At 70.6% G+C, this 21,013-nt stretch carries 23 protein-coding genes; 17 read left to right on the top strand and 6 right to left on the bottom strand.

Features of this window, described 5'->3' with window-relative positions; all coding sequences use genetic code 11:
• Positions 1 to 8: 8 nt before the first annotated feature.
• From ACZ5NH_RS23075 to ACZ5NH_RS23050, 6 genes are all read left to right on the top strand, one after another.
• Positions 9 to 1,751 (top strand): ABC transporter substrate-binding protein, encoded by a 1,743-nt coding sequence (locus tag ACZ5NH_RS23075; RefSeq protein WP_468777686.1) that lies wholly within the window; start codon positions 9 to 11, stop codon positions 1,749 to 1,751.
• A 90-nt stretch (positions 1,752 to 1,841) separates the two neighbouring features.
• Positions 1,842 to 2,852 carry an ABC transporter permease gene (locus ACZ5NH_RS23070; protein ID WP_468777685.1) on the top strand — a complete coding sequence of 337 codons (1,011 nt, stop codon included), beginning with the start codon at positions 1,842 to 1,844 and terminating at the stop codon, positions 2,850 to 2,852.
• A complete protein-coding gene (locus ACZ5NH_RS23065) occupies positions 2,849 to 3,931 on the top strand; it encodes an ABC transporter ATP-binding protein (protein ID WP_388628318.1) in 1,083 nt (360 codons plus the stop codon). The genes ACZ5NH_RS23070 and ACZ5NH_RS23065 overlap by 4 nt, the downstream gene beginning before the upstream one ends.
• 11 nt (positions 3,932 to 3,942) lie before the next feature.
• On the top strand, positions 3,943 to 5,259 hold the full coding sequence (locus tag ACZ5NH_RS23060; RefSeq protein WP_468777683.1) for an ABC transporter ATP-binding protein: 1,317 nt from the start codon (positions 3,943 to 3,945) through the stop codon (positions 5,257 to 5,259).
• A 100-nt stretch (positions 5,260 to 5,359) separates the two neighbouring features.
• Positions 5,360 to 6,751 carry a M1 family metallopeptidase gene (locus ACZ5NH_RS23055; protein WP_468777682.1) on the top strand — a complete coding sequence of 464 codons (1,392 nt, stop codon included), beginning with the start codon at positions 5,360 to 5,362 and terminating at the stop codon, positions 6,749 to 6,751.
• A 46-nt stretch (positions 6,752 to 6,797) separates the two neighbouring features.
• Positions 6,798 to 7,457, top strand: a complete 660-nt coding sequence (locus ACZ5NH_RS23050; protein ID WP_388628313.1) for a trimeric intracellular cation channel family protein — start codon at positions 6,798 to 6,800, stop codon at positions 7,455 to 7,457.
• Here ACZ5NH_RS23050 and ACZ5NH_RS23045 read toward each other — a convergent pair.
• A complete protein-coding gene (locus ACZ5NH_RS23045) occupies positions 7,366 to 8,619 on the bottom strand; it encodes an alpha/beta hydrolase (RefSeq protein WP_388628462.1) in 1,254 nt (417 codons plus the stop codon). The two genes, ACZ5NH_RS23050 and ACZ5NH_RS23045, sit on opposite strands and share 92 nt — an antisense overlap.
• A 151-nt stretch (positions 8,620 to 8,770) precedes the next feature.
• Here ACZ5NH_RS23045 and ACZ5NH_RS23040 point away from each other — a divergent pair, with 151 nt between their 5' ends.
• Positions 8,771 to 9,634, top strand: coding sequence for a thioesterase family protein (locus tag ACZ5NH_RS23040; protein WP_468777680.1), 864 nt, complete (start codon positions 8,771 to 8,773; stop codon positions 9,632 to 9,634).
• 105 nt (positions 9,635 to 9,739) lie between these two features.
• Here the strand turns inward: ACZ5NH_RS23040 and ACZ5NH_RS23035 are convergent, their stop codons facing one another.
• Positions 9,740 to 10,339 carry a TIGR03086 family metal-binding protein gene (locus ACZ5NH_RS23035; RefSeq protein WP_468777679.1) on the bottom strand — a complete coding sequence of 200 codons (600 nt, stop codon included), beginning with the start codon at positions 10,337 to 10,339 and terminating at the stop codon, positions 9,740 to 9,742.
• A gap of 109 nt (positions 10,340 to 10,448) precedes the next feature.
• Between ACZ5NH_RS23035 and ACZ5NH_RS23030 the strand changes: the two genes are divergently transcribed.
• Both ACZ5NH_RS23030 and ACZ5NH_RS23025 read left to right on the top strand, forming a co-directional pair.
• Positions 10,449 to 11,417 carry a helix-turn-helix transcriptional regulator gene (locus ACZ5NH_RS23030; RefSeq protein ID WP_468777677.1) on the top strand — a complete coding sequence of 323 codons (969 nt, stop codon included), beginning with the start codon at positions 10,449 to 10,451 and terminating at the stop codon, positions 11,415 to 11,417.
• A gap of 106 nt (positions 11,418 to 11,523) precedes the next feature.
• Positions 11,524 to 11,904, top strand: coding sequence for a hypothetical protein (locus ACZ5NH_RS23025; protein ID WP_468777675.1), 381 nt, complete (start codon positions 11,524 to 11,526; stop codon positions 11,902 to 11,904).
• A 126-nt stretch (positions 11,905 to 12,030) separates the two neighbouring features.
• Here ACZ5NH_RS23025 and ACZ5NH_RS23020 read toward each other — a convergent pair whose 3' ends face one another.
• On the bottom strand, positions 12,031 to 12,657 hold the full coding sequence (locus ACZ5NH_RS23020; protein WP_388628298.1) for a TetR family transcriptional regulator: 627 nt from the start codon (positions 12,655 to 12,657) through the stop codon (positions 12,031 to 12,033).
• Positions 12,658 to 12,801: 144 nt separating this feature from the next.
• Here ACZ5NH_RS23020 and ACZ5NH_RS23015 point away from each other — a divergent pair, with 144 nt between their 5' ends.
• The 3 genes from ACZ5NH_RS23015 (at position 12,802) to ACZ5NH_RS23005 (ending at position 15,179) form a co-directional block, all read left to right on the top strand.
• Positions 12,802 to 12,969 carry a hypothetical protein gene (locus ACZ5NH_RS23015; protein WP_351619472.1) on the top strand — a complete coding sequence of 56 codons (168 nt, stop codon included), beginning with the start codon at positions 12,802 to 12,804 and terminating at the stop codon, positions 12,967 to 12,969.
• Positions 12,970 to 13,001: 32 nt separating this feature from the next.
• On the top strand, positions 13,002 to 13,280 hold the full coding sequence (locus ACZ5NH_RS23010; RefSeq protein WP_468777673.1) for a DUF4190 domain-containing protein: 279 nt from the start codon (positions 13,002 to 13,004) through the stop codon (positions 13,278 to 13,280).
• A gap of 729 nt (positions 13,281 to 14,009) precedes the next feature.
• Complete coding sequence (locus ACZ5NH_RS23005; protein ID WP_468777671.1) at positions 14,010 to 15,179, top strand: cysteine desulfurase family protein; 1,170 nt, start codon at positions 14,010 to 14,012, stop codon at positions 15,177 to 15,179.
• Between the two features lie 292 nt (positions 15,180 to 15,471).
• On the opposite strand, the gene ACZ5NH_RS23000 is transcribed toward ACZ5NH_RS23005, so the two are convergent.
• Positions 15,472 to 16,101, bottom strand: coding sequence for an N-acetylmuramoyl-L-alanine amidase (locus ACZ5NH_RS23000; RefSeq protein WP_468777669.1), 630 nt, complete (start codon positions 16,099 to 16,101; stop codon positions 15,472 to 15,474).
• A gap of 92 nt (positions 16,102 to 16,193) precedes the next feature.
• Between ACZ5NH_RS23000 and mnmA the strand changes: the two genes are divergently transcribed.
• A complete protein-coding gene (gene mnmA, locus ACZ5NH_RS22995; protein ID WP_388628284.1) occupies positions 16,194 to 17,318 on the top strand; it encodes a tRNA 2-thiouridine(34) synthase MnmA in 1,125 nt (374 codons plus the stop codon).
• 19 nt (positions 17,319 to 17,337) lie between these two features.
• Here the strand turns inward: mnmA and ACZ5NH_RS22990 are convergent, their stop codons facing one another.
• Positions 17,338 to 18,120: an alpha/beta fold hydrolase gene (locus ACZ5NH_RS22990; protein ID WP_468777667.1), complete on the bottom strand. Its 783-nt coding sequence runs from the start codon at positions 18,118 to 18,120 to the stop codon at positions 17,338 to 17,340.
• A 37-nt stretch (positions 18,121 to 18,157) separates the two neighbouring features.
• Positions 18,158 to 18,481, bottom strand: coding sequence for a DUF427 domain-containing protein (locus ACZ5NH_RS22985; protein WP_388628277.1), 324 nt, complete (start codon positions 18,479 to 18,481; stop codon positions 18,158 to 18,160).
• A gap of 65 nt (positions 18,482 to 18,546) precedes the next feature.
• Here ACZ5NH_RS22985 and ACZ5NH_RS22980 point away from each other — a divergent pair, with 65 nt between their 5' ends.
• From ACZ5NH_RS22980 to ACZ5NH_RS22965, 4 genes are read left to right on the top strand one after another with little or no spacing between them, the layout of a single operon-like run.
• Positions 18,547 to 19,086 (top strand): LOG family protein, encoded by a 540-nt coding sequence (locus ACZ5NH_RS22980; protein ID WP_388628274.1) that lies wholly within the window; start codon positions 18,547 to 18,549, stop codon positions 19,084 to 19,086.
• A gap of 7 nt (positions 19,087 to 19,093) precedes the next feature.
• Positions 19,094 to 19,792 carry an SDR family oxidoreductase gene (locus ACZ5NH_RS22975; RefSeq protein ID WP_468777665.1) on the top strand — a complete coding sequence of 233 codons (699 nt, stop codon included), beginning with the start codon at positions 19,094 to 19,096 and terminating at the stop codon, positions 19,790 to 19,792.
• Positions 19,789 to 19,995 (top strand): hypothetical protein, encoded by a 207-nt coding sequence (locus ACZ5NH_RS22970; RefSeq protein ID WP_468777663.1) that lies wholly within the window; start codon positions 19,789 to 19,791, stop codon positions 19,993 to 19,995. The genes ACZ5NH_RS22975 and ACZ5NH_RS22970 overlap by 4 nt, the downstream gene beginning before the upstream one ends.
• Positions 19,992 to 20,999 (top strand): methionine synthase, encoded by a 1,008-nt coding sequence (locus tag ACZ5NH_RS22965; protein WP_468777661.1) that lies wholly within the window; start codon positions 19,992 to 19,994, stop codon positions 20,997 to 20,999. The genes ACZ5NH_RS22970 and ACZ5NH_RS22965 overlap by 4 nt, the downstream gene beginning before the upstream one ends.
• The last annotated feature ends 14 nt before the right edge of the window (positions 21,000 to 21,013 follow it).

Raw genomic sequence — 21,013 nt, 5'->3', positions numbered from 1 at the left:
TCCTCAACGTGAAGACGAGAAGGGTTATCGCCGCCGTGGCATCGGTCACGGTGCTCTCCCTGAGCGCGGCCGCGTGCGGCGGCGGGGGCGGCAAGAGCAGCAGTGGCGGCAACGGAACGAAGGACGCGGCGCTGGACTCCATCGTCAACGCGTCGAGCAAGAAGGGAGGCACGCTCAACCTGGAAGACTCTGACGTGCCGGACTCCCTTGACCCGGGCAACACCTACTACGGCTTCGTGCAGAACTTCTCGCGCCTGTACGCGCGGACGCTCGTCACGTTCAAGCCGGCCGCGGGCAAGGACGGCCTCACGGTCGTCCCGGACCTCGCGGAGTCCCTGGGCACGCCCAGCAAGGACGCCAAGACCTGGACGTACCACCTGCGTTCGGGCCTGAAGTTCGAGGACGGGACGCCGATCACGTCCAAGGACGTCAAGTACGCGATCGAGCGCTCCAACTTCGCGCCCGAGGCCCTGTCCAACGGCCCGACGTACTTCAAGGCGTACCTGGAGGGCGGCGACAAGTACAAGGGCCCGTACAAGGACAAGAACGGCCTGGCGTCCATCGCCACCCCGGACGACCGCACGATCGTCTTCCACCTGAACCAGCCGTTCGCCGACTTCGACTACCTGGCAACCTTCTCCCAGACGGCCCCCGTGCCGCAGGCGAAGGACGACGGTGCGAAGTACGTCCAGCACATCGTGTCCTCCGGCCCCTACAAGTTCGCGTCGTACGAGGAGGGCGCCAGCGCCGCCCTCGTCCGCAACCCGAACTGGGACCCGAAGACGGACCCGATCCGCAAGGCCCTGCCGGACAAGATCAACGTCAAGTTCAAGGTCAACCCGGTCTCGATCGACAACGACCTGCTGGCTGACAAGATCACGGCCGACCTCGCGGGCGCCGGTGTGCAGCCGCAGACCCAGCCGAAGGTCCTGAACGGCAAGTACGCCAAGCAGACGGACAACTCCTACGCCGGCGCCACCGGTTACATGGCGCTGAACCTGCACGTCGCGCCGTTCGACAACGTGCACTGCCGCAAGGCCGTGCAGTGGGCGGTCGACAAGCAGTCGGTGATCGACGCCATGGGCGGCTCGCCGAAGGGTGACGTGGCCACCACGCTGCTGCCGCCGTCCGTCAACGGCTACACCAAGTTCGACGAGTACCCGTCCGCGGGCCACAAGGGTGACGTGGCCAAGGCCAAGGACGAGCTGAAGCAGTGCGGCAAGCCGAACGGCTTCTCCACCACGCTGACGGCCCGTTCCGACCGTCCCTCCGAGATCGCGGGCGCCACGGCCATCCAGAACTCCCTGAAGGCCGTCGGCATCAACGTCGACATCAAGCAGTTCCCGTCCGGCAAGTACTTCGCCAACTTCGCCGGTGTCCCGAGCTACGTCCACCAGCACAAGCTCGGCATGATGATGATGGCGTGGGGCGCCGACTGGCCGACCGGCTACGGCTTCCTCGACCAGATCATCGACGGCAGCGCCATCAAGCCCTCGGGCGGCAACAACCTGATGGAGCTGAACGACCCGAAGATCAACGCCGCTCTCAAGGCGGCCATCGGCAACACCGACAGCGCGGCCCGCACCAAGGCCTGGGGTGACATCGACAAGATGGTCGCCGACAACGCCTCGGTCGTCCCGCTGATCTACCGCAAGAACCTGCTGATCAGGCCCACGTCCGCGACCAACGTCACGGTGACGCAGGCGTACCTCGGCATGTACGACTACCTGCTGCTGAGCTCCTCGAAGTAACAGCAGGCCGGATACCCCTGAAAGGCAGGTGAAGGCACCGGGTGGCCGGGGCGGACACACCCCGCCCCGGCCACCCGGAGCCGCACAGCTGTGGCTGCGTACATCATCCGACGCGTCTTCGGCGCATTGGTACTGCTGCTGGTGGTCAGCGCAGTCACCTTCGCCATCTTCTTCCTGGTCCCCCGGCTCGGCGGCCAGACAGCCACCCAGCTGGCCACCCAGTACGTCGGCAAGGACGCCAACCCCGCGTCCGTCGCCGCGATCAAGCACAACCTGGGACTCGACCAGCCCATCTACGTTCAGTACTGGGACTACATCAAGGGCCTGTTCGTGGGCGCCGACTACAAGTTCGGCCCCGACGCGACGCACTGCAGCGCCCCCTGCTTCGGGTACTCCTTCAAGAGTCACGTCGAAGTGTGGCCCCAGCTCCAGCAGCGCATCCCGGTCTCCTTCTCGCTGGCTGTCGGCGCGGCGGTGATCTGGCTGATCTTCGGTGTGACGACCGGTGTCGTCTCGGCGCTCCGCAAGGGCAAGCCGGTGGACCGCATCTCGATGTTCATCGCGCTCGCCGGCGTCTCGCTGCCGATCTTCTTCACCGGCCAGGTGATCAACGCGCTGTTCGTCTACCAGTGGCCCATCTGGGACAGCACCGACTACGTGCCGTTCACCCAGAACCCGGCCGACTGGGCCTGGCACCTGCTGCTGCCCTGGGTCAGCCTCGCGTTCCTCTTCTCCGCCACCTACGCCCGGCTCACCCGGGCGGGCATGCTGGAGACGATGAGCGAGGACTACATCCGCACGGCACGCGCCAAGGGCCTCAGGGAGTCCGTGGTCGTCACCAAGCACGGGCTGCGTTCCACGCTCACCCCGATCGTGACCATCTTCGGTATGGACTTCGGCACCCTCATCGGTACCGCGGTGCTCACCGAGACCGTCTTCTCCCTGCAGGGTGTCGGCGCGTACTCCATCCAGGCCATCAAGGACAACGACCTGCCCATCGTGATGGGCGTGACCCTGGTCGCCGCGTTCTTCATCGTCTTGTGCAATCTCCTCGTCGACCTGGTGTACGCAGCCATCGACCCCCGCGTGAGGTACTCGTGAGCAAGCTCGAAAAGGCGGCGCTCGGCGAACCGGCCGGCTCCGCCCCCTCCGACGCCGACGACGCGTTCCTCTCCGTACGCGATCTGCGCATCCACTTCAACACCGACGACGGCCTGGTCAAGTCGGTGGACGGTGTCAGCTTCGACGTGCGCCGGGGCAAGACCCTGGGCATCGTCGGTGAGTCCGGTTCCGGCAAGTCCGTCACCTCGCTCGGCGTGATGGGCCTGCACCGCGCGGCCAACGCCCACGTCTCGGGCGAGGTCTGGCTGGACGGCCAGGAACTGATCGCCGCCGACCCGGACGAGGTCCGGCGGATGCGCGGCCGCAAGATGGCGATGATCTTCCAGGACCCGCTGTCCGCGATGCACCCCTACTACACGGTCGGGGCGCAGATCGTCGAGGCCTACCGGGTCCACCACAAGGTCAGCAAGAAGGTCGCCAAACAGCGGGCGATCGAGATGCTGGACCGCGTGGGCATCCCGGAGCCGGCCAAGCGTGTCGACGGCTACCCGCACGAGTTCTCCGGCGGTATGCGCCAGCGCGCGATGATCGCGATGGCGCTGGTGAACAACCCCGAGCTGCTCATCGCCGACGAGCCGACCACCGCCCTGGACGTCACCGTCCAGGCGCAGATCCTGGACCTGATCCGGGATCTGCAGAAGGAGTTCGGCTCCGCGGTCATCATGATCACGCACGACCTCGGTGTGGTCGCCGAGATGGCCGACGACCTGCTGGTCATGTACGGCGGCCGGTGCGTGGAGCGCGGGCCGGCCGAGGAGGTCTTCGCCGCGCCCCGCCACCCCTACACCTGGGGTCTGCTCGGCTCGATGCCGCGGCTGGACCGGGAGGAGACCGACCGGCTCATCCCGATCAAGGGCTCCCCGCCCTCCCTCATCAACGTCCCGTCCGGGTGCGCCTTCAACCCGCGCTGCCCGTACGCGGACATCCCGAAGGACAACGTCACCCGCACGGTCCGCCCCGAGCTGACCGAGGTCGGCAGCGGGCACTGGGCGGCCTGCCACATGACGCAGGAGCAGCGGGAGCGTATCTGGACCGAAGAGATTGCGCCGAAGCTGTGAGCGACGAAAAAGTGAGCATCCCCGCGCAGAGTGACGGTGCCGCCGCCGAGGACACCGCCGTCTCCGACGGCGAGATCCTGCTGAAGGTAACCGGACTCCAGAAGCACTTCCCGATCCGCAAGGGCCTGCTGCAGCGGCAGGTCGGGGCGGTGCGCGCCGTCGACGGCATCGACTTCGAGGTGCGCAAGGGCGAGACCCTGGGCGTCGTGGGCGAGTCCGGCTGCGGCAAGTCGACCATGGGCCGGCTGATCACCCGGCTGCTCGAACCGACCGCGGGCACTGTGGAGTTCGAGGGCAAGGACATCACGCACCTCGGCGTGGGCGGTATGCGTCCCATGCGCCGCGATGTGCAGATGATCTTCCAGGACCCGTACTCGTCGCTGAACCCGCGCCACACCATCGGCACCATCGTCGGCGCTCCCTTCAAGCTCCAGGGCGTCGAGCCCGAGGGCGGCATCAAGAAGGAAGTGCAGCGGTTGCTGTCGGTGGTCGGCCTCAACCCCGAGCACTACAACCGCTATCCGCACGAGTTCTCCGGCGGCCAGCGCCAGCGCATCGGCATCGCCCGCGCGCTGGCCCTGAAGCCGAAGCTGGTGGTCGCCGACGAGCCGGTGTCCGCGCTGGACGTGTCGATCCAGGCGCAGGTGGTGAACCTGCTGGACGACCTCCAGGAGGAGCTGGGCCTGACGTACGTGATCATCGCGCACGACCTTTCGGTCGTCCGGCACGTCTCGGACCGGATCGCGGTGATGTACCTCGGCAAGGTCGTGGAGCTCGCCGACCGGGACTCGCTGTACAAGGCGCCGATGCACCCGTACACCAAGGCGCTGATGTCGGCCGTCCCGATCCCCGACCCGCAGCGGAAGTACACGAAGAGCGAGCGGATCCTGCTCAAGGGCGACGTTCCCTCGCCGATCGCGCCGCCGAGCGGCTGCCGCTTCCACACCCGGTGCTGGAAGGCGACGGAGATCTGCCGGACCACCGAGCCGGCGCTGCTGGAGCTGAGGCCCGGTCAGCGGGTCGCCTGCCACCACCCGGAGAACTTCGCGGACCAGGCCCCGCAGGACACCGTTCTGCTCTCCGCGGCCAAGGAGGCGGCCGAGCTGGTCTCCGACGAGGTTCTCGCGGAGTCGGCGGAGACGTCGGCGGCGGTGGCGGCGGAACTGGCCGAGGAGTCCGCGGAGGCGTCTGCCGAGGAGACCGCCGAGGAAGCAGCCGAGCCGGCCTCCGAGGAGACCTCCGAGACTCCCGAGGAGTCCACCGAGGCGACCTCTGAGGCGTCCGCCGAGGCCGCCGAGACCGAGTCCCAGGAGTCAACCGACAAGTAGCACATGACAACTGGGCAAAGTCATGTACATGCCTGAACGGGAGAGTGCACAGTCGTCCGTGTCCGACCACTGATCGGTACACGCTCGAAAGGGACGACTGATGGCACTCTCCCGTTCGGCACGTCTGGGGACTCTCGCGACCGCGGCGGTCTCCTTCCTGGTCATCGCCGCCGCGCCTGCCCCCACCCGGGGCGCCCCCGGCATCGAGGACCCCTACTTCCCCAATCTCGGCAACGGCGGCTTCGACGCCCTCCACTACGACCTCGACGTCGCCTACGCCCCCGACACCGGCCGCCTGGACGGCCGTACGACCCTCACCGCGCGCGCCACCCAGAGCCTCTCCTCCTTCGACCTGGACCTCCAGCAGCTGAATGTCAGCGGCGTCGAAGTCGACGGCAGACACGCCCAGTTCACGCGCACCGGGGACGAACTCGTCATCACCCCGCGCCACAGCCTCGCCCGGGGCCGCACCTTCCGGGTCACCGTCACGTACGGCGGCATACCGGAGCCCCTCGGCGGCCCCATCGTGTTCGGCTCCAAGTACGGCTGGATGAAGACCGCAGACGGCGTCTTCGTGGCCTGCGAGCCCAACGCCGCCTCCACCTGGTTCCCGTCCAGCGACCACCCCGCCGACAAGGCCACCTACGACATCCGGATCAAGGCGCCCAAGGGCCTGACCGGCGTGTCCAACGGCCGGCTCGTGTCGACGTACGACAAGGGCGGCTCGACGTACACCCACTGGCGCGAGTCGAGGCCCATGGCGACCTACCTCGCGACCGCCACCATCGGGAAGTTCGACGTCCGCACCGGGCGCACCCCCGGCGGCATCCCGATCTACGTGGCTATCGATCCGGTGCTGAAGAACAGCAACAGCGTCGACGTGTACGCCGTCACCGCCGCCGCCACCGACTACTGGTCGCAGCTCTTCGGGCCTTACCCGTTCGAGGAGACCGGCGCGATCGTGGACGACATGCCCGAGGCCGGGTTCTCGCTGGAGGTGCAGAGCAAGCCCGCCTACTCGGCCGTGCGCAACGAGACGACCATCGTGCACGAACTGGCCCACCAGTGGTTCGGCGACTCGGTGAGCGTGGCGCAGTGGAAGGACATCTGGCTCAACGAGGGCTTCGCCACCTACGCCCAGTGGCTGTGGGCGGAGCACCAGGGGACCAGGTCGGCCCATGACTCCTTCCGCGCCGCCTACGACGCCCGCCCCGCCGACTCGTCGTTCTGGCAGATCAAGGTCGCCGACCCGCAGCGCGACACGATGTTCGCCTCCGCCGTCTACCAGCGTGGCGCGATGACGCTGCAGATGCTCCGGGAGCGGATCGGCGACCGGGCCTTCTTCAAGCTGCTGCCCGCCTGGACCAGGCTCCACCGGTACGGCAACGCGGACACCGCCGACTTCATCCGCCTCGCCGAGCGCGTCAGCGGGCGGCAACTGGGCGACCTGTTCGACACCTGGTTGTTCACCACAGGGAAACCCGCCCTGTGACCTGGCTTTGTAAGGCGCACACCGTTCATCGGGTGAGAATGTAGGGGTGCAGCTCCAGCCATTCTTCACTCCCTCCGTCCAGCACACGCTCGATGTCATCGGCATCTTCGTGTTCGCGATCTCCGGCGCGCTGCTGGCCGTCCGGAAGAACTTCGACGTCTTCGGCATCGCCGTCCTCGCCGAGGTGACCGCGCTGGGCGGAGGGCTGTTCCGTGACCTGGTCATCGGAGCCGTCCCCCCGGCCGCCTTCACCGACCTCGGGTACTTCCTCACCCCGCTGCTCGCCGCGCTCGTCGTCTTCTTCCTGCACCCGCACGTGGAACGCATCCAGTCGGCGGTGCTGGTCTTCGACGCGGCCGGCCTCGGCCTGTTCTGCGTCAGCGGTACGACGAAGGCATACAGCTACGGCCTGGGCCTGACCGCGTCGGCGACGCTGGGCCTCGCCACCGCGGTCGGCGGCGGCGTACTGCGGGACGTGCTGGCCAACGAGGTGCCCTCACTGCTGCGCTGGGACCGCGATCTGTACGCGGTCCCAGCGATCGTCGGCGCCACGATGGTGGTGCTGTGCATCCGCTATGACGTCCTGACCCCCCTCACCAGTGGGCTCGCCGCGGTCACCGCCTTTGTGCTGCGCCTGCTCGCGATGCGGTTCCACTGGCGAGCGCCGCGTGCGTGGAACCGCCGGTCGACGGTGACCGAGGACTGAGCGGGCTGGCCGTGTGCGTGTGGCTGTGCCGCACGGTGCCGCCGTGCCCCATCTCCATGGTCAGCCACTCGAACACCGTCGGTACCTGCGGCCGCCACAGCGCCATCGAGTGCCCGCCCATGCTGCGCGGCAGGAAAACCACCCGCACGTACGTCGGCGGCTTCGCGATCTGCTCCAGCGCCACACCGGCCTGGTAGCCGTCGCCGTTCTCGCCGGAGATGTACAGCGCGATCCTCGGCGGCGTGCGGTAGCGCTTCAGGATGTAGTAGGGGTTGTTGGCCCGCCGCAGCTCGATGCTCCCGGCGGCCAGCGAGTTGCGCTCGCCGATCGGGTCGTTGTAGCCGGACAGGCTGATGGCGGCCCGGTAGCGGTCGGGGTGCGCGACCGCGAGCTTGGTCGCACAGTGGGCGCCGGCCGAGTAGCCGGCCGCGGCCCAGCCGTCCGGTGCGGACTCGGCGCGGAAGTTGTCCGTGATCATCTTCGGCACGTCGATGCTCAGCCACGTGTCCGCGTTCACGGTGCCGGGGATGTTGGCGCACCCCGTGTCGATCTTGGCGATCAGGTTGGTCCGCGGCGACACCAGGATGAACGGCGCGACCTGCCCGCTCTTCATCAGCGGCTCCAGCTGCTCGTGCACCTTCAGCGAGCCGAACCAGGCCTTCGCCGAACCCGGATAGCCCGAGAGCAGTTCGACGACCGGGAACTTCTTGTTCTTGTAGGCCGGCTCGTTGTACTGCGGCGGCAGCCAGACGTAGACCTCGGCGTTCACGCCCGACACCCGGCCCTTGAGCTGGGTGACCTTGACGCCGCCGGCCGCGTGCATGGCGGGGCCGTCGGCGGGGGTGAACTTCTGCTGCACCTTGGGCAGCTTCTTGTACGCGATGCCGCCGGTGCCGTCGGCACCGAGGTTGGCGGCCTGCTGCACGTGGTTGCCCGTGCCGAGCAGGTCCGCCCAGTTGTCGTAGAGGTTGTTCTGGTTGTTGACCAGCACGAAGATCAGCGTGACGGCCGTGACCTGGGCGAACAGCAGCATCAGCAGCCGGAGCGCGGCACGCAGCGGCCTGGGTCCGCGCAACCGCGACCACAGCACGAGTGGCAGTATCAGTGCGACCACCGCCAGCACGATGGTCGTGTAGAGGAACGGAGTCCCGGTGAGGCTCATGTCCCCATAGAGGGGAAACCCGGGCTCGGGGTTGTGGACGTGTCCGGACACTTACCGAAGAATTGCCGGAACCTCACCCGGGAGAGGGATCCAGCCGGTCGGCGCCAGGAGAAAGCTACCGCTTAGTAGCTTCCTGTTGTACCGTTCATCCATGCCAGAAGCAGCTTCCGCACCCTCCCCGTCGCGGGCCGTGATCGGCGACAGCGAGTTCGACCGCGACACCGCGGTCACCCGGCGCGAACCCGGGGTCTACGACATCGACCTCTCCGCCGGCTGGACCATCTTCGACGCCGTCAACGGCGGCTATCTGCTGGCCGTCCTCGGCCGGGCCCTCGCGGACGCCCTGCCGCACCCGGACCCGTTCACGATCTCCGCGCACTACCTGACCGCATCCCGCCCCGGCCCGGCGGTCGTCCGCACGGACACGGTCCGCACCGGCCGCACCCTGTCCACCGGCCAGGCCTCCCTCTCCCAGTACGACGACGAGGGCAACGAGGTCGAACGCATCCGCGTCCTCGCCTCCTACGGAGACCTCACCGCCCTCCCCGACGACGTCCGTACGACGGCGACGCCGCCCGCGATCCCGCCGCTGGAGGAGTGCTTCGGCCCTGAGGACGGTCCTGCTCCGGTCGAGGGCGGCTCGGCGATCGCCGACCGCCTGATGCTCAAGCTGGACCCGGCGACCCTCGGCTGGGCCCTCGGCGCGCCCTCGGGCAAGGGCGAGATGCGGGCCTGGTTCGGCCTGGCCGACGGCCGCGAGCCCGACCCGCTGTCTCTGCTGCTCGCGGTGGACGCCCTGCCGCCCACGGCCTTCGAGCTCGGCCTGAAGGGCTGGGTGCCCACGGTCGAACTCACCGTCCACGTCCGCCGCCGCCCGGCCCCCGGCCCGCTGCGGGTGTCCATCACCACCCGCAACCTGGCCGGCGGCTTCCTGGAGGAGGACGCCGAGATCTGGGACAGCGAGAACCACCTGGTCGCCCAGTCCCGCCAGCTGGCCAGGGTGAGGCTGGGCTGACCCGGTCTCCCCCGGTTCGGCTGGATCGGGGCTCGGCTGGGCTGCGAAGGTGGCCGCAAGCCCAGCGGCGCGTCCCCGCACTCGGGCTCGGCCGAGCGGCGTGCGTCAGGCTCGGCTCAGCGGGGTGCGGCCCAGCCAAGCCGCCAGCTCCCCGTAGACGCCGGCGCCCTCGGGGGCCGCGCAGCGGCTGTCGAAGGGTGTCTCGGCGTCCCGCGGCCGGGAGTCCGGCAGGACCGCACGGGCGGTGGCGAGGGCGAACCCGGCGAGCTCCGGGTCGAGTTCGAGCGGGTGACCGACCGCCTCCGAGAGGTCCCACGTGTGGGTCACGATCTCCATGACATAGCCGGAGAGCGCCGCGTGCCCCGGCACCTCGCCCCACGGCACCCGCACCGGTGACGTCATCCGCTCGTCGCTCTCCCAGGCCTTCAGGACGCGGACGCGCACCTCGTCGTAGGCCGCCGCCCAGCCGTCGTCCGCGACCCCGTGGGCGGTCGGCTCCACCGCCATTCCGTCGCCGCCCTCGCCGACCACCGCGATCCGCCGGGTGCCGCCGACCATGTGGCCCAGCAGGGCCCGTACATCGAACTCGGAACACGGTGTCGGGCCGGTGAGGTGTTCGGGGCGCACGCTCTTGATAAGGGTCGCCGCCTGCTCGGTGGCACGGGTGTAGAGGGGGCGCGGGTCGGTGAAGCCGGTGGTCGTCATGGTGTGCCTCTCTGTTTCTCCGTGAGTCGGTAGGACGAGGATCGCGGGATAACCTGACATCTCCCGTCAACATTTGCGAGAAGCTCGCCGAGGACGGGATTCTGGGCGCGTGAAGTCCGACCGGCTGCTGTCGATCCTGCTGCTCCTGCAGACCCGGGGCCGCGTCCCCGCGCATGAACTCGCCGACCGGCTGGAGGTGTCGGTCCGCACCATCTACCGGGACATCGAGGCGCTGTCGGCCTCCGGTGTCCCGGTGTACGCCGAGCGCGGCCGGCACGGCGGCATCGAACTCCTCGCCGGCTTCCGCACCGACGTCACCGGACTGACCGCCGACGAGTCCCGCGCCCTGTTCATCCTGGCCGCCCAGGGCGCCCACGCCGCTCTCGGCCTGGACGCGGCCCTCGGCTCGGCCCTGCGCAAGGTGATGGCCGCGCTTCCGGCGCCGCACCGGCCCGCCGCCGAGGTGACCAGCCGTCGCATCCTGGTCGACGCCACCCGCTGGAAGAGCGGCCCCCCGCAGGCGGTCGACCTGGAGGTGCTGCAGGAGGCGGTCTTCGCCGACCGGCGCCTGAGGCTGCGCTATCGGCACAGCGGGGAGCGGGAGCCGCGGACGTACACCGTGGACCCGTACGGCCTGGTCGCCAAGGCCGGGGTCTGGTACCTGGTAGCCGACCGGCGCGGAGCGCCCCGGCTGTTCCGGGCCGACCGGATCCGCTCGGCCCGGCCGCTGGACGAGCCGGTGCGGCGCCGCCCGGGCATCGAACTCGCCGACGTCTGGGAGGTGTTGCGGCGCCAGGTGGAGGAGCGGCCCGGGGGCGGGACCGAGGTCACGGTCCGGGTGCGGCGGGCGCGCCTCGACATGCTCCAGCGCGTGATGGCCGCGCAGCTCATCGAACTCCCCGACGACGACGGCGAGAGCGAGTGGGTCACTGCCCGGCTGGTCTTTCCGGTGCTGCGCGCGGTCCGCCAACTCCTCGCGTTCTCCGACCAGGTCGAGCTGCTGGACCCGCCCGAGGCCCGCGCGGAACTGCTGACGGCGGCCCGTTCTGTCACCGCCTTGTACCAAGGGGGCCCTTGAGCCGGGATTGACAGCCGGCGGACAGGATGGGCTCAAGTACCGCCAAGCCGACGTTGGTTGAGTGCGGCTCCGCAGGACTTCCTCATCCTCACCGGAGCTGACTCTCATGAAGCGTGTCCGTCTCGTGCCCGCCGTCGCCCTGCTGGCCCTGTCCCCGCTGCTGCTGACGGCGTGCGGCTCCGGCGATTCGCCCTCCTCCTTCGGCAGCAACTCCGGTCAGCAGCAGGGCTGTCAGGCGCCGTCCGGCATGCCCACGGGCGGTGCCGGCGGCCGCCGGTTGAGCGGGATGCCGTCCGGTGCCCCGTCGGGCGTGCCGTCGGGCGCGTCGTCGGGAGCGTCCACCGTGAAGCCGAGCGGCACACCCAGCGGCGTGCCCTCGGGCATGCCGAGCGGCGCGCCCGGTGGCCGGGGCGGGCAGGGCGGTACCGGCGGCGGCCAGGGTGGCGGCTGTGGTGGTCCGGGCGGGGGACAGGCCCGGCAGGGCTGAGCGCCCAGCGGGGCTGAGCGGCGGTGGGGGGCGGTGCGCGCTGGGCGTGCCGCCCCTGCCTGTGCCCGGAGTTTTCCTTGCCCGGTGGGGTTTCTGTGCCCGGCGGGTTCCTGTGTCCCTGGTGGTTCAGTCCAGCCAGTGGCCGCGGCCGATGCTGATGAGCCGCAGCTGCCGGGTGGCGAGCTGGGTGACGCGCTCCCGCTCCTCCGCCGGGGCCTCCAGGGCCTCCAGGAACAGCGAGGCGGTGATCAGCATCTGGTCGACGTAGAGATGCGCGAGCATCAGCAGGTCGTCCTCGCTCCAGCCGGCGGCCTCGGGATCCTTGGCCAGCTCGGCCTTCACCTCCTCGGCGAACCGGGCCAGTTGGGCCTGAATGGCCTCGCGCACCGGCTGCACGCCGCCGTGCCGTTCCCGGGCGATGAACCGGACATGTGCGGGGTACTGGTCCACGTGGTGGGCGATCAACTCGATGGCCCGCGCGATGCGTTCCTCGCTGTCGCCCGCCGCGGACACGGTCGTGCGCACCATGGGATGCAGACTGCCCAGCGCCTCGTCGACCAGCGCGACACCGAGGTCGGCGGTCGAGCGGAAGTGCCGGTAGAACGCGGTCGGGGCGACGCCGACGGCCCGGGTGACCTCGCGCAGACCCAGGCTGCTCAGGCTCTGCTCCTCCAGCAGCGCGAGCGCGGCGTCGAGGAACGCCTGCCGGGTCTTCTGCTTCTGCGCCTGCCGGATGCCGAGGGTGTGACTCATGTCATCCAGTTAACAACTGTTCTCTGGAATTGGGAAGTCGAGAAGCGCGTTAGAGTAGAAGTCAGTGAACAACTGTTACTACAACCGTTCACCGAAGCTTCACACCGGCCCGATACGAGGTATCCCGGAGGGGGATCTGATCCCATGTTGTTCCTCGTCGCCGCACTCATGCTGCTCGGTGTCGTGCTGGGCACCGTCGCCCACGCGCCGCTGACCGTCACCGCCGCGGTCGCCGCCGTCATCGCCGTCTGGCTCGGCATCTTCGCGATCCGCGAGCGCCTCGGCCGCCGACGCCGTACGCCGGCCAACTGACCGTCCGCCACGACTTCCAGGAGCTGAGCACCATGCAACTCACCGCACCGGTCACGAGCGGCAACGACACCCGCCCGGCCGCGCGCGACGCCGACGGCATGGCCGTGGCGTCCTTCATCCTCGGCCTTCTCGGCCTGCTCGTCCTCAACATCTTCCTCGGCCCGATCGCCATCGTCCTTGCCGCCGCCGCCCTCTGGCGCGGCACCGCCCGCCGTGGCCGGGCCCTCCTGGGCTTGACCCTGGGCGTCGCCGACCTGGTCACCCTGGCGATCGCCATGCAGGTCTCCCACACCCTGTCGTGGAGCCTGTGACCCCCACCTGACCGGCCAGTGCCCCGAGGACGACGGGGCCACCGACCACAACTCGAGCACCCCCCACCGCCGTTCCCTCGCGGGGCATCCGACCTGCTCCCACCACCGCCGTGGGGCATGTGGTCCGCCGGGCCGCCACCGCCGTGGGGCATCTGGGCTGCTGCCTGCTACTGCGGTGGGGCATCTGGGTCGCCGCCCGCCACCGCCGTTCCCGCCGCGGGGCATCCGGCCTGGTCCCAACCACCGCCGTGGGGCACCCCGTCCGCCGCTCGCCACCGCCGTTCTCACGGTGTGGCACTTGTCCCGCGCCCGCCACCGGCGTAGGGCAGCCGTCCCGCCGCCCGCCACCGCCGTTCTCGCCGCGGGGCGCTTGGCCGGCCACCTCGCCACCGCCGTGGGCAGTCGTTCCGCTGGGGCGGAACGGGTGGGCACGGCTGACAGCGCAGGGTGTCTCGCCACCGAGCTCAGGTGCAGCGCGGGTGGAGCGCACGGCAGGCCCGACGCACAGTGCCTCGTCATCGAGCTCAGCTGCTGCTCGGGTAGGGCGCACGGCAGGCCCGACGCAGGGCGTCTCGCCACCACGCGCAGGTGCTGCGCGGCAGGGCGCACGGCAAGCCCGGCACAGGGCACCCCTGCCGGGCCCAGCCGCAGCCCCCGCAAGCCGCCCCCCGCCAAGGCGCGACCTCGCGGCCGAGGCACGCTGGAAGGGGGCCGTAGAATCAGGGCACCATGGCTTACCTCGACCACGCCGCGACCACCCCGATGCTCCCGGAGGCGGCAGAGGCCCTGACCGCCCAGTTGAGCATCACGGGCAACGCCTCCTCCCTCCACGCATCCGGCCGGCAGGCACGCCGCACGGTCGAGGAATCCCGCGAAACCCTCGCCGAAGCGCTCGGCGCCCGCCCCAGCGAGGTCGTCTTCACCTCCGGCGGCACCGAAGCCGACAACCTCGCCGTCAAGGGCCTGTACTGGTCTCGGCGCGCCGCCGACCCGGCCCGCACCCGGATCCTCGCCAGCCCCGTCGAGCACCACGCCGTCCTGGACGCCGTCCACTGGCTCGGCGAGCGCGAGGGCGCGACGGTCGAGTACCTCCCCGTCGACTCCTACGGCCGCGTCCACCCCGACGCCCTGGGCGAGGCCATCGCCCGCAACCCCGACGACGTCGCCCTGGTCACCGTGATGTGGGCCAACAACGAGATCGGCACGATCCTGCCGGTGCGCGAACTCGCCGAGGTGGCCGCCGAGTTCGGGATCCCGATGCACGCCGACGCGGTCCAGGCCTTCGGTCAGGTCCCGGTCGACTTCGCCGCCTCCGGCCTCGCCGCGATGACCGTCTCCGGCCACAAGATCGGCGGCCCGTACGGCATCGGCGCGCTGCTGCTGGGCCGCGACCAGACCCCCGTACCCGTCCTGCACGGCGGCGGCCAGGAGCGGCACGTCCGCTCCGGCACCCTCGACGTCCCGGCCATCGCCGCCTTCGCCGTAGCCGGCCGGCTCGCCGGCGAGCGGCGGGAGTGGTTCGCCCGGGAGGTCGGCGCCCTGCGCGACCAGCTGATCGCGGCCGTCCGCAGTGCCGTCCCGGACGCGATCCTCGGCGGCGACCCGGCGCCCGAGGGCCGGCTGCCGGCCAACGCGCACTTCACCTTCCCCGGCTGCGAGGGCGACTCCCTGTTGCTCCTGCTGGACGCCCAGGGCATCGAGTGCTCGACGGGCTCCGCCTGCACCGCGGGCGTCGCCCAGCCCAGCCACGTCCTGCTCGCCACCGGCACCGACCCGGACCTGGCCCGCGGCACCCTGCGCTTCTCCCTCGGTCACACCTCCACGGAGGCGGACGTCGAGGCGGTCGCCAAGGCGATCGGCCCGGCGGTGGAGCGCGCCCGGGCGGCGGGACTCAGCTGAGGGCGCGAACGGGCGCCGGGGCGCGTACCGGGACATGAAAGCGACCTACGAGGCGGGTTCCCTTCGCCGGCATTGTCCGGATCAGGTTCTGGGGGTCGCCATCCGGTCCAGTCCTTGCGACCTTCTGGCCTCTCAGCCCGAGCGTCGACGTCGGCACCAGCGGAGACGATGTACCTCTCCTTGAAGAGAACAGGTATCTCTCGCTGACGTCGGCTACTCCGCTTGGGCTCCCTCACTCGTCTCGTAGGTCTTGCAACCAGCATAGAACGGCACTTACCGGACAAAAAAGGGCCTAGTTCTTGATTTTTTTCAGATATCGGTCCCAGTCCCAGTGCGGCCCCGGATCAGTGTGGTCCGTCCCCGGCACCTCCACGTGCCCGATGATGTGCTCACGGTCCACGGGTATGCCGTACCGCCCGCATATCGCCGCCGTCAGCCGCGCCGAGGACGAGTACATGGCGTCTGTGAAGGAGGACGCGTCCGCGACGAAGCCCTCGTGCTCGATGCCGACACTGCGCTCGTTGTACTCCCGGTTGCCTGCGTGGAAGGCCACGTCCAGTTCCCGTATCAGCTGGGTGATCCGGCCGTCCTTGCGCACGATGTAGTGCGCCGCCGCGCCGTGCGCCGGGTCCTGGAATGCCTTCACCGCGCTCGCGTAGCCGCCCTGCGTGACATGGATGACGACCCGGTCGACCGCGTAGTCGTCCGGCCGGTCCGCCCGCCGGTAGTTGGCCGGGGAGGCCGGCACCCAGCGCGCGCCCCGGAAGTCCACGGCCCCCGCCACCCGGGGCTTCTCCACCCCGGGCAGCCGCCACCACAGGTGCGTCAGCTCCTCGCGGGCCAGCGCGGCCGTGCCCACGGCGGCCGCCGCGCCGCCGACCAGCAGGGCCCGCCGCCCCAGCCGCCGATCCGTGTCACTCATTCCGCCCCCGCACACGCCCCGTTCCGCCCCTTGTGATCGTCAACGGATATCCGGCGGTCCCGGTTCCCACGGCCCCGTACCCTGGAGGAGCTATGACTGAGACCCCGCAGCGCCCCCTCCGCGTCCTCGCCGCCATGTCCGGTGGAGTCGACTCCGCCGTCGCCGCCGCACGCGCCGCGGAAGCCGGCCACGACGTCACCGGCGTCCACCTCGCGCTCTCCGCGAACCCGCAGTCGTTCAGGACCGGCGCGCGGGGCTGTTGCACCATCGAGGACTCGCGTGACGCCCGCCGCGCGGCCGACGTCATCGGCATCCCCTTCTACGTCTGGGACCTCGCCGACCGCTTCCGCGAGGACGTGGTCGAGGACTTCGTCGCCGAGTACGAGGCCGGCCGCACCCCCAACCCGTGCCTGCGCTGCAACGAGAAGATCAAGTTCGCCGCGCTGCTCGACAAGGCGCTCGCCCTCGGCTTCGACGCGGTCTGCACCGGTCACTACGCCAAGGTGATCGTGCGTGCGGACGGCTCCCGCGAGCTGCACCGCGCCTCCGACATGGCGAAGGACCAGTCGTACGTCCTCGGTGTGCTGGACGAGGAGCAGCTCGCCCACGCGATGTTCCCGCTCGGCGACACGGTCACCACCAAGGAGGAGATCCGCGCCGAGGCCGAGCGCCGCGGTCTCGCGGTCGCCAAGAAGCCCGACTCGCACGACATCTGCTTCATCGCCGACGGCGACACCCAGGGCTTCCTGGCGAAGCGGCTGGGCCGGGCGGAGGGCGACATCGTCGACGAGTCCGGCACCAAGGTGGGCACGCACGAGGGCGCCTACGGCTTCACCATCGGCCAGCGCAAGGGCCTGCGCATCGGCACCCCCGCCCCCGACGGCAAGCCCCGCTACGTCCTCGACATCTCCCCGGTCACCAACACGGTCACCGTCGGCCCCGCCGCCGCCCTGGACGTCACCGCCCTCACCGCCATCAAGCCCCGCTGGTGCGGCACCGCCCCCACCGGCCCCGGCACCTACACCGCCCAGCTGCGCGCCCACGGCGGCGAGACCGAGGTCATCGCGGAGCCGGTCGACGGCGAACTGCGCGTGCGCTTCACCGAACCGGTCCGCGGCGTCGCCCCCGGCCAGGCGATCGTGCTGTACGACGGCACGCGCGTGGTCGGCTCGGCGACGATCGCGTCGACCACGCGCGCGACGGCCGCGGCGGTGTAGCCGGCAGCGAGCCCGCCGCCTAGCCCGCGAAGAACTCCGCCAGCACCGGCCCCAGGACGTCCGGCTCCACCATGTGGGTCTGGCCCGCCAGCTCGCGGTACGCGGCCTCGGGCACCGTCCTGGAGATCTCCCGGCACGCCTCGCGCATCCACTCCGGGCTCGCGCCGCCCGCGACCGCCAGCACGGGCACGGAGATCCCGGCGAGCCGGTCCCGGGGGAGCAGTCCGTCGCCCATGACCGAGTCGTCGTACGCCAGACTCGGAGCGACGGCCTCCATCCCGGCCCACATCGGCGACTGGCGGGCGCGCTGGATCATCCCCTCGGCCAGACCCGTCAGCCGCAGGAACAGCTCCACCGCGTCCCCGCGCCGCTCCTCCGAGAGCGCCTTGTTCAGCTGCTCCTTGTAGGTGGCCTCCCGCTCGGCACCTCCCCGGAGGAAGTCCGCGTACGGCACCTCGTACACGGCCGCCCGGCCGACCGGCAGCCCGCTCGCCACCGCCTCCAGCACCAGCGCGCCGCCCGAGGAGACCCCGAACAGCGCCGCCTGGCCTCCCACGGCGTCGATCAGCGCGGCCAGGTCCTCGACCTCGCGCTCGACCGCGTAGGGCTTCGTGTCCCCGCTCTCGCCGCGGCCCCGGCGGTCGTAGACGACGACCGTGCAGCGGCCCGCGAGCCGCTGCCCCAGGGGCGCCACGGTGCCACCGGTGGACATCGCGCCGCTCACCAGGATCACCGTCGGCCCCTGACCGGTCACTTGGTACGCGAGGGCCGTTCCGTCCCGAGAAGTCGTCTTCTTGTCCATGTCGGTGCAGACTGCCGTACCGGTACGGACTCATCGCTCACGACACGTCGACGTCGTAGAAGCAGAAGTGATCCTTGATCTCCGCCACCCCCGGCTTCGGCTCCGGGTACGCCCACACCAGGTCCGGCGCGTCCGGCAGCGACCAGTAGGACGCCGTGCCCTTGAAGGGGCACACGGTGTGTGTGGTGGAGGGGGTCAGCAGATCGAGCCGTACATCCTCGGCGGGGATGTAGTACCGCACCGGACAGCCGGTCTCGCGCAGCACCAGCGGCCGGTCGGTCTCCGCGAGCACCTGGTCGCCGTGCACCACGCGCACGTGCTGCTCGCTCTTGTCGATGGTGATCGTGTGTCCTTCGGTCATACAGGGACAGCACTGGCGGGCCCGCGCTTCTTCCCGCGTACGGGGCGGGCCGTACGGTAGGGGCCATGAACATCTGCGTCTTCCTGTCCGCCGCCGACCTCGACGAGCGTTACACGCGCCCCGCGCGCGAGTTCGCCGAACTCATCGGCAAGGCCGGTCACACCCTGGTGTGGGGCGGCTCCAACGTCGGTCTGATGAAGGTCGTCGCGGACGGGGTGCACGAGGCGGGCGGCAGGCTGCTGGGCGTGTCCGTGGAGTTCCTCGCCAACAAGGCGCGGCCCGGCGCGGACGAGATGGTCATCGCCGCCGACCTCGCCGAGCGCAAGAAGCTCCTGCTGGAGAAGGCCGACGCCGTGGTGATCATGGTGGGCGGCACCGGCACGCTGGACGAGGCCACCGAGATCCTGGAGCTGAAGAAGCACGGCCGCACCGAGAAGCCGGTCGTCCTGCTGAACACCGCGGGCTTCTACGACGGCCTCAAGCAGCAGTTCCGCCGCATGGAGGAGGAGGGCTTCCTGCCCCGCCCGCTGTCCGATCTGGTGTTCTTCGCCGAGGAGCCGGTCGGCGCGCTGGCGTACCTGGAGGAGTCGCTCGGCATCCGCTGATGCGAGCATGGCGGGCATGGCTACTCATGTGATCACCGGGGCCGGGTCCGGCATCGGGGCGGCCGTCGCCCGCCGTCTGCACGCGCGCGGGGACGACGTCGTCCTGCACGCGCGTGACGCGGGCCGCGCGAAGGAACTGGCGGCCGAGTTCCCCGGCGCCCGCACCCTGGTGGGCGACCTCGCGGATCCGGACCGGCTCTCCTGGGCGTTCTCCCACCAGACCCTCCCGGACCGCGTGGACTCCCTGCTGCACATCGCCGGTGTCGTCGATCTGGGCGAGGTCGGCGATCTGACTCCCAAGTCCTGGCACCACCAGCTCAACGTCAACCTGATCGCCCCCGCCGAGCTGACCCGGCACTTCCTGCCCCAGCTGCGTGCGGCCCGCGGCCATGTGATCTTCGTGAACTCCGGCGCCGGCCTGAGCGCCCACGCCGGCTGGTCCGCCTACGCCGCCTCCAAGCACGGCCTGAAGGCCCTCGCCGACGCGCTGCGCCACGAGGAGCACCCCAACGGCATCCGGGTCACCTCGGTCTACCCCGGCCGCACGGCCAGCCCCATGCAGGCCAAGGTCCACCAACAGGAGGGCAAGGACTACGACGCGTCCAAGTGGATCGACCCCGAGTCGGTCGCCACGACGATCCTCATGGCCCTGGATTTGCCCGCAGACGCGGAGATCAACGACCTGACGGTACGACCGGGGCGGTGAGCGGGGCGGACGGCGCCGAGGTCTTCGCGGCGGAGGAGCTGACGGAACTGCGCGCGCCGACCACCACGGGCGAGTTCACGGGCGACATCTGTCGAGACGCCGACCCGCCCGTCTCCCGGCCGGCCGAGTCGGGTGGGCGGGCGAAGGCCCCGGGGGTCCAGGGGGCGAGCCCCCTGGGTGTTCGGCATACCCTGCCGGGGTGATTGAGAACAGCCAGTTCAGGTTCCCGGGGGCCACCGGCATCGGGTCCATGCCCGGCGGGGACGCCAGGGAGGCGGTCAAGACCGTCACCGGCAGCTTCGAGGACTTTCCGTATCTGCCCGAGCTGCCCGCGCGCGGACCCGGCGCGGACATGATCGGCCGTACCGCCGGGATGCTCGTCGAGTTGTACGCACGCGTGGAGCCCAGCGGCTGGCGGATCGGGGACCGGCCGGGCCGGGACACCCAGCGGGCGCGGTCATGGTTGAGGGAGGACCTGGACGCCCTGGAGGAGTTCACCGAGGACTACGAGGGGGATCTGAAGGTGCAGGCGGTCGGGCCGTGGACCCTCGCCGCCGCGCTGGAGCTCAAGAACGGCGAGGCCGCCCTCTCCGACCCCGGCGCCTGCCGTGACCTCGCCTCCTCCCTGGCCGAGGGGCTGCGCCTGCACCTCGCCGAGGTGCGCCGCCGGATCCCGGGCGCCCGGCTCGTGCTCCAGCTCGACGAGCCCTCCCTCACCGCCGTCCTGCGCGGACAGGTCCGTACCGCCAGCGGCTACCGCACGCACCGGGCCGTGGACCGGCAGATTGTGGAGGCCACCCTGCGCGACGTGATCGGCGCCCATGGCGGCGGGCCCGTGATCGTCCACTCCTGCGCCCCCGACGTGCCGCTCGCCCTGCTGCGGCGGGCCGGCGCGGCCGGCGTCTCCCTCGACTTCTCGCTGCTCACCGAACGTGACGACGACGCGATCGGCGAGGCCGTCGAGGGCGGTACCCGGCTGTTCGCCGGTGTCGTGCCGGGCACGGACGGCCCATTGTCAGACCCTGCCGGTAGCGTCATGGGTGTCAGGACGCTGTGGCGCAGGCTGGGGCTGCATCCGGGGCTGCTCGCGGAGGCGGTCACCATCACTCCGGCGTGCGGTCTGGCGGGCGCTTCCCCCGGTTACGCACGCCAGGCGCTCGCCCACTGCGTCCGGGCGGCGAGATCCCTCGCGGACAACCCAGAGTAACGGGAGGACAACAC

This window comes from Streptomyces sp. NPDC031426, from assembly GCF_055581585.1.
This window is presented reverse-complemented; position numbering and strand designations above follow the sequence as displayed.

Coding starts and splice junctions, on each gene's coding strand:
- ACZ5NH_RS22990 (WP_468777667.1), bottom strand. CDS start 18,120: ATGGACAAGAAGACGACTTCTCGGGACGGAACGGCCCTCGCGTACCAA.
- ACZ5NH_RS23020 (WP_388628298.1), bottom strand. CDS start 12,657: ATGAGTCACACCCTCGGCATCCGGCAGGCGCAGAAGCAGAAGACCCGG.
- ACZ5NH_RS23000 (WP_468777669.1), bottom strand. CDS start 16,101: ATGAGTGACACGGATCGGCGGCTGGGGCGGCGGGCCCTGCTGGTCGGC.
- ACZ5NH_RS23040 (WP_468777680.1), top strand. CDS start 8,771: ATGCCAGAAGCAGCTTCCGCACCCTCCCCGTCGCGGGCCGTGATCGGC.
- mnmA (WP_388628284.1), top strand. CDS start 16,194: ATGACTGAGACCCCGCAGCGCCCCCTCCGCGTCCTCGCCGCCATGTCC.
- ACZ5NH_RS23005 (WP_468777671.1), top strand. CDS start 14,010: ATGGCTTACCTCGACCACGCCGCGACCACCCCGATGCTCCCGGAGGCG.
- ACZ5NH_RS22980 (WP_388628274.1), top strand. CDS start 18,547: ATGAACATCTGCGTCTTCCTGTCCGCCGCCGACCTCGACGAGCGTTAC.
- ACZ5NH_RS23045 (WP_388628462.1), bottom strand. CDS start 8,619: ATGAGCCTCACCGGGACTCCGTTCCTCTACACGACCATCGTGCTGGCG.
- ACZ5NH_RS22975 (WP_468777665.1), top strand. CDS start 19,094: ATGGCGGGCATGGCTACTCATGTGATCACCGGGGCCGGGTCCGGCATC.
- ACZ5NH_RS23055 (WP_468777682.1), top strand. CDS start 5,360: ATGGCACTCTCCCGTTCGGCACGTCTGGGGACTCTCGCGACCGCGGCG.
- ACZ5NH_RS23015 (WP_351619472.1), top strand. CDS start 12,802: ATGTTGTTCCTCGTCGCCGCACTCATGCTGCTCGGTGTCGTGCTGGGC.
- ACZ5NH_RS23010 (WP_468777673.1), top strand. CDS start 13,002: ATGCAACTCACCGCACCGGTCACGAGCGGCAACGACACCCGCCCGGCC.
- ACZ5NH_RS22985 (WP_388628277.1), bottom strand. CDS start 18,481: ATGACCGAAGGACACACGATCACCATCGACAAGAGCGAGCAGCACGTG.
- ACZ5NH_RS23035 (WP_468777679.1), bottom strand. CDS start 10,339: ATGACGACCACCGGCTTCACCGACCCGCGCCCCCTCTACACCCGTGCC.
- ACZ5NH_RS23025 (WP_468777675.1), top strand. CDS start 11,524: ATGAAGCGTGTCCGTCTCGTGCCCGCCGTCGCCCTGCTGGCCCTGTCC.